At 38.4% G+C, this 9,445-nt stretch carries 12 protein-coding genes and 2 pseudogenes; 1 reads left to right on the top strand and 13 read right to left on the bottom strand.

The annotated features are described in order from the left end of the window. The 9 genes from Q0212_RS12770 to Q0212_RS12730 form a co-directional block, all read right to left on the bottom strand. Positions 1-667 (bottom strand): replication initiator protein A (locus Q0212_RS12770; RefSeq protein ID WP_297926112.1); only part of this gene is annotated, 667 nt, incomplete at its 3' end. A 45-nt stretch (positions 668-712) separates the two neighbouring features. Next, positions 713-949 carry a hypothetical protein gene (locus Q0212_RS12765; protein WP_297926110.1) on the bottom strand — a complete coding sequence of 79 codons (237 nt, stop codon included), beginning with the start codon at positions 947-949 and terminating at the stop codon, positions 713-715. Positions 950-1,011: 62 nt separating this feature from the next. Continuing rightward, positions 1,012-1,341, bottom strand: coding sequence for a hypothetical protein (locus Q0212_RS12760; RefSeq protein ID WP_297926108.1), 330 nt, complete (start codon positions 1,339-1,341; stop codon positions 1,012-1,014). Between the two features lie 120 nt (positions 1,342-1,461). Next, positions 1,462-2,013 (bottom strand): hypothetical protein, encoded by a 552-nt coding sequence (locus Q0212_RS12755; RefSeq protein WP_297926107.1) that lies wholly within the window; start codon positions 2,011-2,013, stop codon positions 1,462-1,464. 343 nt (positions 2,014-2,356) lie between these two features. Beyond that, positions 2,357-3,112 carry a hypothetical protein gene (locus Q0212_RS12750; RefSeq protein ID WP_297926105.1) on the bottom strand — a complete coding sequence of 252 codons (756 nt, stop codon included), beginning with the start codon at positions 3,110-3,112 and terminating at the stop codon, positions 2,357-2,359. A 78-nt stretch (positions 3,113-3,190) separates the two neighbouring features. Continuing rightward, positions 3,191-3,472, bottom strand: coding sequence for a hypothetical protein (locus Q0212_RS12745; protein ID WP_297926103.1), 282 nt, complete (start codon positions 3,470-3,472; stop codon positions 3,191-3,193). Positions 3,473-3,649: 177 nt separating this feature from the next. Further along, on the bottom strand, positions 3,650-4,066 hold the full coding sequence (locus Q0212_RS12740) for a hypothetical protein (RefSeq protein ID WP_297926100.1): 417 nt from the start codon (positions 4,064-4,066) through the stop codon (positions 3,650-3,652). A gap of 207 nt (positions 4,067-4,273) precedes the next feature. Continuing rightward, positions 4,274-4,945, bottom strand: a complete 672-nt coding sequence (locus tag Q0212_RS12735; protein WP_297926098.1) for a hypothetical protein — start codon at positions 4,943-4,945, stop codon at positions 4,274-4,276. Positions 4,946-5,326: 381 nt separating this feature from the next. Then, on the bottom strand, positions 5,327-5,554 hold the full coding sequence (locus Q0212_RS12730; protein ID WP_297926096.1) for a hypothetical protein: 228 nt from the start codon (positions 5,552-5,554) through the stop codon (positions 5,327-5,329). Between the two features lie 442 nt (positions 5,555-5,996). Here Q0212_RS12730 and Q0212_RS12725 point away from each other — a divergent pair. Then, positions 5,997-6,179 (top strand): annotated as a pseudogene (locus tag Q0212_RS12725) (transposase); the annotation flags it as partial. A 33-nt stretch (positions 6,180-6,212) separates the two neighbouring features. On the opposite strand, the pseudogene Q0212_RS12720 reads toward Q0212_RS12725, so the two are convergent. From Q0212_RS12720 to Q0212_RS12705, 4 genes and pseudogenes are all read right to left on the bottom strand, one after another. Then, a pseudogene (locus tag Q0212_RS12720) lies at positions 6,213-6,914 on the bottom strand (Tn3 family transposase); the annotation flags it as partial. 658 nt (positions 6,915-7,572) lie between these two features. Further along, complete coding sequence (locus Q0212_RS12715) at positions 7,573-8,586, bottom strand: replication initiation protein (protein WP_297926094.1); 1,014 nt, start codon at positions 8,584-8,586, stop codon at positions 7,573-7,575. A gap of 470 nt (positions 8,587-9,056) precedes the next feature. Continuing rightward, complete coding sequence (locus Q0212_RS12710) at positions 9,057-9,236, bottom strand: type II toxin-antitoxin system Phd/YefM family antitoxin (RefSeq protein WP_297926092.1); 180 nt, start codon at positions 9,234-9,236, stop codon at positions 9,057-9,059. 11 nt (positions 9,237-9,247) lie between these two features. Then, the coding region (locus tag Q0212_RS12705) for a type II toxin-antitoxin system YafQ family toxin (protein ID WP_297926090.1) at positions 9,248-9,445 on the bottom strand (198 nt) is incomplete at its 5' end.

The following is a 9,445-nucleotide window of genomic DNA, read 5'->3' as shown; positions in this document are numbered from 1 at the left end:
AATATTCTTCATTTATTGTTAGAATATCTTTTTCAATAATCATGCCGTACAACCATTCCGATAGTGTGATTTCTACAGAAACCATCCTTTCACTGCCATCTTGCTCAATTATTTTCCAGTTATCTATAATACCAAAACCTTCTGCTTTTTTAATGTTTGTAGTGTTAATATTAGTTTTTATTCTAGTACCACTTAACCTATCTAAAGATGCTTTAAATCGCGCATATTCTTCTCCCCCACCATTTCTTTTTGTTGCCTTAAAATAGTCTTTTGCTTTAAATCGAATTTTTCTAAAAGGCTTGTCTCCTCTATTTATAGCTGCCATAAGTTGACTAGCTGCAAATATTAAAACATCTTTATCAAATATAGTTGCACGACCATAGGCACTCGCTGCTACCTCCACCTTTTTTTTCCCATCTGCACTTGTCCATTTCCAAATTTTTTGCTCTTCTTGGGTAGATAAAGCAAAAATTGGTGCTTCCATTGTTGCGGCATCATCTTTAAAAGAAAAACCCTGCAAGTCGCCAACAAAATAATCATTCATAATCGCAGTCGCAGATAAAACTTTTTCTTCGGCTTCTGCCTTGACCTTTCGTGGATTATTGCCACTTCCATAGCCTTCCATTCTTTTGATAATTTGTTCCATACTTTCTTTTTTGCCAGTCATTGCATACACTCCTTATTGTCCCGTTTTTTGTTGTTGATAAATTTTTCAAATAGGTTCAGGTCGTGGATATACGATTAAATCAGGATGCTGATTAGTTGCTAGTAGAAAATAATTATACAAGCCTCGTACTATATTATTTCGTCCTGAATCGTAGCCTTTAATTGAGTCCACTGAACAAAACAGCAACTTCGCCACTTCTGGCTGAGTCATCTCTACTTTTTTTCTTGCTTGCTGCCACTCATCAAAAGTAGCTTTATCAATATTCAATTTTCGCTTTGCCATTTTCTAAATCCTCTTGCCTTGATTGGCGCAGTACAAACCGCGCCTTGTTTATAACTGGCTTACTAGCAATAATCTACTTTGCCAACCATTACCCGATTGTTATCTAACTCTCTGATTAGAATGTAATAATTTCGTCCAGTTACGCCTTGGTATCTTCCCCAATGAGTTGGACATTCATCGCCAAAAACAGGTTTCCAAAAACGGAAGTCAGGATCCATAACCTTAAACTCTTCAAGATGAAACAAAATATCGTCATATCTAAAGAATTTAAAATTTTTTGCCTCGTCCCCTTCGCATTCTAAAAACTCCTCCTGAGTAGCACTCCATAAATCGCTAAACTTGACAAATTTAGCAGTGACAATTTTTTTAATCGTAAAATCAAATAATTGCATTTTTGACTCCTGTACCTCGTTCGGTACTTTTGAAAATTGGGGGAAACGACCGCTTCCCCTGTTCGTGTATTATAGTGTATTTAGTACACCATGTAAAGCATTATCAACTTAATTATCGACTTAAGTTTCACTTTTTAGGCAGACTATTCCATTTTTTGTTGAGATGTCACAGATTTTGCCTTCATTTTTAACTTTATCGTAAAGGGCTTTTGTACAAGGTGCAATGGCACTATCACCCTTCACGCGCCCCTTAAGATCATCGGTTGATGTTAATTGAATAATATCTATATCATTATCAAACCATTGTTTTGCGTCATTTCTTGCTTCGCTCATCGAGCGACCAATACCTAGCACTTGTTTTTCATTGCCGATTTGAAAAAGGGTGTAATATTCCTTTTCTCTCCAATACTCATCCATAAAATCGTCGTATGTACCAAGGCAAAGCCGAACCCACTGCATTCCGTGAGATACATCCCTCGTCACGGCTGGCATTGCCTTAATGGTGTTGTATTGCTCTTCTGTGATGGCTCTATCGCCCTTATAAGAGATAAAATGGCCATTTGGAGCTTTGTAAATATATGAATAAACCATGTGTTCGCAATCAGAAAAATCTAATTCAAGATTGATTTTGCCTGTACGCTGAAAAATTTCTACGCCATTAACTTTTTGCATTTTTGACTCCTGTACCTCGTTTGGTACTTTTGAAAAATTGGAGAAGCGACTGCCCCCTTCTGTTTGTGTATTTTAGTGTATTTAATACACTTTGTAAAGCTTTTTGTCAGGCGACACATACGATGTCAATGAGCGACACATTGTTTGTCATGTGAGCTGAAAATAAAGACTGCATTGAACGATTTTAAATGATTTCAGTGATTTACGGGGCAATCACCTTAAACTGGTGGATGACAGCATATATGTCGTTTTCAACGTAACATGACACAAGTTCTGTCGCCTAATATTTCCGCATGCGGAAAAATAAAAAACCCGCAAAAGCGGGCTTTTTGTGTGGGTTTGTTTAATCTTCTTTGTGGCCAATAGGTATTACCAAGATGGCATCTTTGAGCGATTTTTTATAATATCCTTCGCGTTTTAACAATGAGCTTGTTATATAAGCAGTTTCAATTCTATAGCCTAACTGCTCTAATTTTGTCTGTGTCCTTCGTAAAATTTGACCATGATAGTTGGGGCTAATTAAGCTGGGACTCTTTTGAGATAGCTCTTTTTGTGTCTTGTAGGATAGTAGTAAAATTACTGCCCCTGACACTGGATTCTGTTCTAACACAAAATTGACGTTTTGTTCGACCAAGTTATTTGCATAGTCAAGTTGCTTTCTTACGCGCAATATCACATGTTCAGGAATTTCATAGTGATCGTCGTTTTCATCATAATTTAACCATAGCAATACCTCGGATTTACGCACACCAAAAATCCTTCTTAAATCAGGTGCTTTTAATCCAGCCTCGGCACAAAGATACGCAAATTCATCATTTTCCATAAATACAGACCTTTTGATTTTAGGTGTAATATCTTTAACATGCTGCAAAATTTTTGTGCCGCACTCTTTTTGTTTCAGGGTATAAACCAGCTTACCAGTCGCATTGTAAAGCGTATAAGAGCCGTCTAAAAGGCGTTTAGCAGTGTATGCGATATTAGAAGGTTTTTTAGGATTGTATGCGTAAACAGCATAACATTTGAGTTTGTTGCAATGTCCACTTTTGGTTGTATAACCAGCCATTTGCAAAGCCTTTGCAATGGTAACTTGTCTTTTCATGGTTTTTTTCCTGCGCCTCGTTTGGCGTTTTTGAATTTGGAATCCCCCTAAACTATTTTTAGGGGGATTTAGTCGAACTTAATGAGTTATTGAAAAACCATCGTAGTTGCGAATAGGGCTAGGATAATCGTTTTTTGCATGCTTATATTTGAGCGCGTATTGGATTCCGTTCGCCTCAAGATGTTTAATCCAGATGCCCATATCACTATCTTCTTCCAGATAGACGGTTTCACCGCGTTGGTAAGAGTAATCGGATACCTGATTCAATAGATCAGCATCTTCCAATGCTTTTCTTTTGACAGCCAACCAACCATGCCCAGCATCCATGTGAAAATTAAAACTTTTGATTTTTTCTGACATTTTTGACTCCTGTACCTCGTTTGGTACTTTTGAAAAATGGGACAAGCGACCGTTCTCCCGTTCGTGTATTATAGTGTATTTAATACACTTTTAGCAAGTGTTTTTATATATGCAAAATAAAAAACTTCCCCTAAAATTAGTTTAGGGGATATGTGCAGTATTTTGATAAAACTCGTATTAAACTAAATCACCCATCCGTTTTGATTTATTGAGTTCTTTCTTATATGCAGAGTTTAGTTTTTCATACAGCCTTTTTATCAATATGCTTTGTTCAAACGGAGGCATGCTATAAATGCAACAGGGAGCCAACCTAATTTTCTCTACTGGTGTTAGCCAAGAAAAATGCTCCATCAAAAAATCTTGTGCCATATAAATGTCAACATTTAAGCCCTTTTCAATAAATTTAATTATTGCTTTTTTAGTGTCGATTTTTCGATAATGAGAATTGTAAAAACTTCTAACACCATCATTGGATTTACGCGAGGTTTTAGATCCGCTTTCGTATTTTTCACTAACTTCTTTGTAAAGAAGTTGTATATCTAGCTTGAGCTTTTCGATAAGCGTTAAATGCTTTTCGTTTTGAATGATTAACATTTTTTGACTCCTGCGCCTCGTTTGGCGTTTTTGAAAAAAGGGACAAGCGACCGCTCATCCTGTGCTTGTATTGTAGTGTATTTAATACACTCTGTAAAGCTCGCGCTGTTATTTATTTTTGTATCCGTAAATTATTTAGCTTCGTGCATAGGGGGTGTATAATGTTGCTTTGTTTCCCCCCCCCTTGTGGGGGGGGAAAGGAATTTTTTAAATTATTGTTAGTGCAATTTTATTGGCTTGTTTTTTCTTTGTTCCATGTGCGCGAAATCCAATTAAATAAGCTCTTTTTGATAACTGGCAAAGTCCGCAACTCGCGCATGTCACTTTTTCGCTTTTTTCTGCTGGGCAAGCCACAATTTTATGACCTGCTGGCGTGTAACTTACATTCCTTGTGTCTAGTGGCAATAAAACGCATACAGGCGCGATATTCAACGCCATATAGCTATCGGCTGCCGTCACTGTATCCGCGCTTAAATTGATGGTAAAGCCGCTCTCGTTGGCTTCTTTGATTAGCTTTTTGTTGTGGTTGTTAAGGCGATGGTGGGTATAAGTAAACCCTTTTTTGTTACGGTTAGCAGTCACGATTTTTGCAAGGTGGTTTTCGTCAATCAGGCCGCCATTACTAACAAAATCCCCAGCCTCGTTATGTCTCCACAAATGGTTTTTAGGCACACGACGGATTGCGTCAAGCATGTCTTTTTCGGTTTTGTCTTGTTTGTCCCACCACCACACAATAGGCGCGTTCTCAGCATAGCAGCCGTTTGACTTTAGGCCGCAATCATCTGGGCAAGTGTTACGCGGTGAGCGCGTAGTGAGCATCACGCCTGTCTTTTTATTGCCCTTGCCTACGTTGAAAAAATTGTTTTCTAAATTTGCCATTTCTAAATCCTCTCGCCTCGTTTGGCGTATTGAGTTTTGACTTGCTTCGTGCTTGCCCTGTCCGTGTATTGTAGTGTATTTAATACACTTTTGCAAGTGTTTGATATATAATATTTGCTTTTTAATAGCATTGATATTTGATTAACTCGCGCCATAACAAACTAAAAGGATTCGCCTATTTTTAACCAGCTTTTCTTTTTAAATAATTCTAAACCCTCTGCTTTTTGTCTCCCGATGTGATAAAAAAAAGTAGGGTACTCCCGCTTTTTTTCTATCGCATCAAACAAAGCTTTAGCGCGTTAGTTTTATTTACTAAGCTCTTAGGGGGCTTACCTATTGCAGTGCATTTAATTCACTGCAATAGGATGTTGTTTATGTACTTTATTTTGTTAGTGCTTCGGCCTCTTCTAAATAGGCGGTTGCCTCCTTTTCGCTTAGGTCACATTTTACCGCACCATGAAGTTTGCCATCTTTCAAAATGGCAATTTCAAATAAATTAGAAAGTAGGCTTCCTGTAATAACGCTCGCAGTCAAACCATTCGCAAAATTAACATTTGCTTTTTTGCATCCATCCGCACAATCTTTAAAGTTTAAATCTGAAATTTGCATTTTTTGACTCCTGTACCTCGTGTGGTACTTTTGAAAAATGGGGGAAACGACCGCTCCTCCTGTTCGTGTATTGTAGTGTATTTAATACACTTTTGCAAGTGTTTAATATATAAATGCTTTTATTTATTTAATCATCGTCGCAAACAATTAAACCCTTATTTGTCAGGCGAGCGATAAAACCCAAGGATTGATTAAATAGCTCTGATTTTCTCGCGCCATGATATACGCCATGACCCAAACCATTCGCCCTCTAACCAACCGCTTTTGCTTTTAAAACACCTTAATCATCGTCGCAAACAGTTAAACCCTTATTTATTTGTGGAGCGATTAGACTAACTATTTATTAAGTATAATAGATGGTATTTTTGACTACTTTAAACGGTTTTTGTGTGGTTTAAATAACCAATTTTTGATATAATAAATCACTATTATTTCCACTTTTATGGAGCGTTTGAATAGCGTTATTCGCCAAGCGACAAAAAAACGGAAAATATTTCCTACTGATGATTCGGTGAGAAAAGTGGTATATTTGGCTATAGAGGCCGCATCAAAAAAATGGAATATGCCCATTCGTGATTGGCGTACTGCCATGAGTCGGTTTCTGATCGAATTTGAAGACCGTTTAGGGGTTTGGGGAGCAATGGAACGGCGAACCGACTTAAGGATTTTCAATGGGCGGTCGAAGTGGGCGCAACTCTCCCCGAGCGACTGCATCATGAACATCAAATGAGTAACGGCCTAACATATTTATATGTTGATGGCTAAAGGGGGAAAGTCTAGCAACATCCTCGTCGCGAACGGGATAGCCTTCTAATCGAAGCTGAGTTAATACAGCATCCATGTAGATGGTGTTCCACAATACGACCACATTGACCACGATTCCCAACGCACTGAGCTGGTCTTCTTGGCCTTCTCTGTATCGCTGGTGTAGCTCCCCGCGTTTTCCGTGAAATATATCGCGTGCTAAAGCATGCCGACCTTCGCCCAGATTCAATTGCAGTAATGTACTTCTGCGTCGGCTTTCATCATCAATAAAGTTCAGCGTATGAATGGTTTTTTCTATTCTGCCAATTTCAGCGATTGCCAAAGCCAGTGGGGTTGCCTTATCGCCCACTTGTAACGTCCGCATAATACCTTCTGCTGGGATTCGTCCCATTTTGAGCGATCCAACAAGGCGTAATATATCCTCCCAATGAGGTTCGATAATTGACATTTTGATTTGATGATTGGCAATTGCATTGAGCTGGCCATAATCCGCTTCTGGATCAACCCGCCAAAAGCGTCCTCCGCCAATATCGGCTAATCGAGGGCAAAAACGATACCCAAGCAATCGGAATAACCCAAACACCACATCACTGTAGTTGTAGCGGCTTGCATTTGAAACGGCTCAGGACAGCATTCAACGCACTTTGAGGCCAGCATTAAGTGCCTCTATCGGGTGGTTCAGGACAGGATTAAATGCCACTGAGCCTGAATTACATTTGCAGGACTGCATTTCATCGCGTCAAGACGGGATTAACTGCAAATGAAAATTTTCAGTAGTCGATTAGCTACAACAGCAGCATTATATTAATAACTAACTGATTTTAATTAATATTTTCTAAAATTCTCTACATGAATTAAAAAAATGAGTAAAAAACTCTTCTATGCCCCTAAAAATTAGTGAGCTTATAGCCAACACCAAGCTGAATTCGCAGGATGTATTGCATCATACCAATACACAAATTATCTTTTGTCGAAACATACGTGCCATGTCCAAATTTCGCGTCAAACTTGAGTCTAGTTGGACGTTGAAAACAGGAATGAGAAGTTGAACGGTTATTTGAGGGTATTTTTACCATAATTGACTATTTTCAAAACGACCATCAAACCATCATTTGATGGACGCACAGGAAGTGCCGTTTGGCTGGTTTTTCATTTGCAGTTAATGCTGTCCTGATGCAATGAAATGCAGTCCTGAAAATGTAATGCAGGCTCAGTGGCATTTAATCCTGTCCTGAGACCCCCGATAGATGCACTTAATTCGGGCCGCAAATCGCGTCTAATGCAGTCCTGAGCGGTTTCAAATGCAAGTCGCTACAGATATAACCTATCAGGCTCGTTTTTACCTTCCCTGCCTTTTTCTCTGCAAGTACATACGCTAGGTTACGTTCCACACGCTTAGAACCGAACTTGGTTACCCATTTTTTCGCGGTCTCGATGGATACCCCTGCTTTCACTAGGTTTTCTTGAGCTTTAGAAGTTCCATCGTCTTTTGATTTACTCCCTTCCTGCTCTATTAAATCCATCTGCCTTTGTTTTTTTGGTTTGGCACGAATAATGATTTTATGTACTGCTCGTCCTTGCTTTACATATTCTGCCCATTCGTTTTTATGCTTAATAATTTCAATATCTGAAAACTCGTTTATTTCTTTTAATGCTGGTTCTATAGCTCTTCTTTTTAAGTCTGCCAATAATTTATATTCGCCCTCTGCAATAGCTAAATATGATTTTAGCTCTGCTATCTCAAACTCCCTATAAAAAAAACCATCTTTCGCCCCTTTCCCCATATTCCTTTTCATTGCCATAAGTTCGTAGAAACGAATAGCGTAGGTGGATTTAAACTGCCGAATGGCTGAAAGTTGGTACTGGGTAAACTGGTTTTTTATTTGAATCATAAAATCTTTAATGGATTTATCAAACCGCATTAAGATTTTCCCTGAACCTTTCACATATTTTGCATACGAAACCCAACGGACTTTTTCTATTTCGTTGGGTTTCGTAGATATATTCAAAGAACCTCTGTCATCCATAAGAGCATTAACAGCATCCTGCATTTTTTCATTGAAAGAATTACTATTTTCCATTCCAAATAATTCGGCTATGTCTTCAACGTGAACCACATAATCCTTAAAATCCTCATCATCCTTTCGTACCATTGAGGCAAGCCCCAACACTAGGCGTTGTTCGTTCACGGTGAGCTTATACCGTGCCTCGATTAGTCGGTTGTCTTTGGTGACGAGTACGCCCCCCTTGTCATCATCTGCACTCATAAACGTAAAAGTTTCCATAGTTAAAAAAAACAGTGAATAGGGTGAGTTTATAGAAAAAATATGACACGTCAAATTTATGACATAATTATAACCTGTCCCATTTCTGTCATAGTTAAAAAAGCCTTTGTTCATAAGGTTTTAACTTTCATCCCACATTTGTCATAGTTCATCCCACATTTGTCATAGTTCATCATCGGTAAGCCTTGCCCCGTAAGGCTTACACACCCCTCTAAAATAGGAAAATACTTGTGTTTATAAAATACAACACAGTGGCTTGTGTGTTTTTTGAAAAAACAAAAAGCATTTTTAGGAACATTTTGGAACACGGGGACGAACTGGTGGCAGTTGCTAAGAAGGAAACATGGGCAAGAAGGCACTTTTTAAGCGTTTTTAGATGGGTTTGTGGTGTTGGTAGTAGGTTGGGACATCCAGACACAAAAAAACGCCTCTATGGGCGTTTAAATGCGTTTTTAGAGAGTGATTACAAAATCTCGTAATTTTTGCATCTCAGTTGCATTTTTTGCATATTCAATTCCAACCATCACACAAGCAACTTTTCCATCTCGTAAAACAATCACTGGATTTTTCTCGTTATCGTCTAATAATTCATCAAAATTTTGTTGAACTTCTTGTTCTGTAAGGACTTTCATAGATTTCTCGTTTAAAAAATATCTGAATGTGTACCAGTAAATTCAAGTTTCAAAACGGGTTCAGGGTCATCTATTTTTTGGTAAATCAAAAGCCAGTCGGGTTCAATATGGCAATCTCTTAACCCTGCTAGATTACCTGACAATGGATGGTCTTTGAGAGCTTCTGGTAACTCGCTATCCGCTTGCAAGAGTTCAACGACTTTCACCAG

Source organism: uncultured Agitococcus sp. (assembly GCF_937920075.1).
In the GTDB taxonomy this organism is placed as follows: domain Bacteria; phylum Pseudomonadota; class Gammaproteobacteria; order Pseudomonadales; family Moraxellaceae; genus Agitococcus.
The sequence above is the reverse complement of the archived record's forward strand: the minus strand, read 5'-3'. Positions and strand labels throughout refer to the sequence as shown.

Bases quoted from the DNA above. Each gene is read 5' to 3' on its own strand.
- Q0212_RS12765 (WP_297926110.1), bottom strand. From the start codon at position 949: ATGGCAAAGCGAAAATTGAATATTGATAAAGCTACTTTTGATGAGTGG.
- Q0212_RS12760 (WP_297926108.1), bottom strand. From the start codon at position 1,341: ATGCAATTATTTGATTTTACGATTAAAAAAATTGTCACTGCTAAATTT.
- Q0212_RS12755 (WP_297926107.1), bottom strand. From the start codon at position 2,013: ATGCAAAAAGTTAATGGCGTAGAAATTTTTCAGCGTACAGGCAAAATC.
- Q0212_RS12750 (WP_297926105.1), bottom strand. From the start codon at position 3,112: ATGAAAAGACAAGTTACCATTGCAAAGGCTTTGCAAATGGCTGGTTAT.
- Q0212_RS12745 (WP_297926103.1), bottom strand. From the start codon at position 3,472: ATGTCAGAAAAAATCAAAAGTTTTAATTTTCACATGGATGCTGGGCAT.
- Q0212_RS12740 (WP_297926100.1), bottom strand. From the start codon at position 4,066: ATGTTAATCATTCAAAACGAAAAGCATTTAACGCTTATCGAAAAGCTC.
- Q0212_RS12735 (WP_297926098.1), bottom strand. From the start codon at position 4,945: ATGGCAAATTTAGAAAACAATTTTTTCAACGTAGGCAAGGGCAATAAA.
- Q0212_RS12730 (WP_297926096.1), bottom strand. From the start codon at position 5,554: ATGCAAATTTCAGATTTAAACTTTAAAGATTGTGCGGATGGATGCAAA.
- Q0212_RS12715 (WP_297926094.1), bottom strand. From the start codon at position 8,586: ATGAGTGCAGATGATGACAAGGGGGGCGTACTCGTCACCAAAGACAAC.
- Q0212_RS12710 (WP_297926092.1), bottom strand. From the start codon at position 9,236: ATGAAAGTCCTTACAGAACAAGAAGTTCAACAAAATTTTGATGAATTA.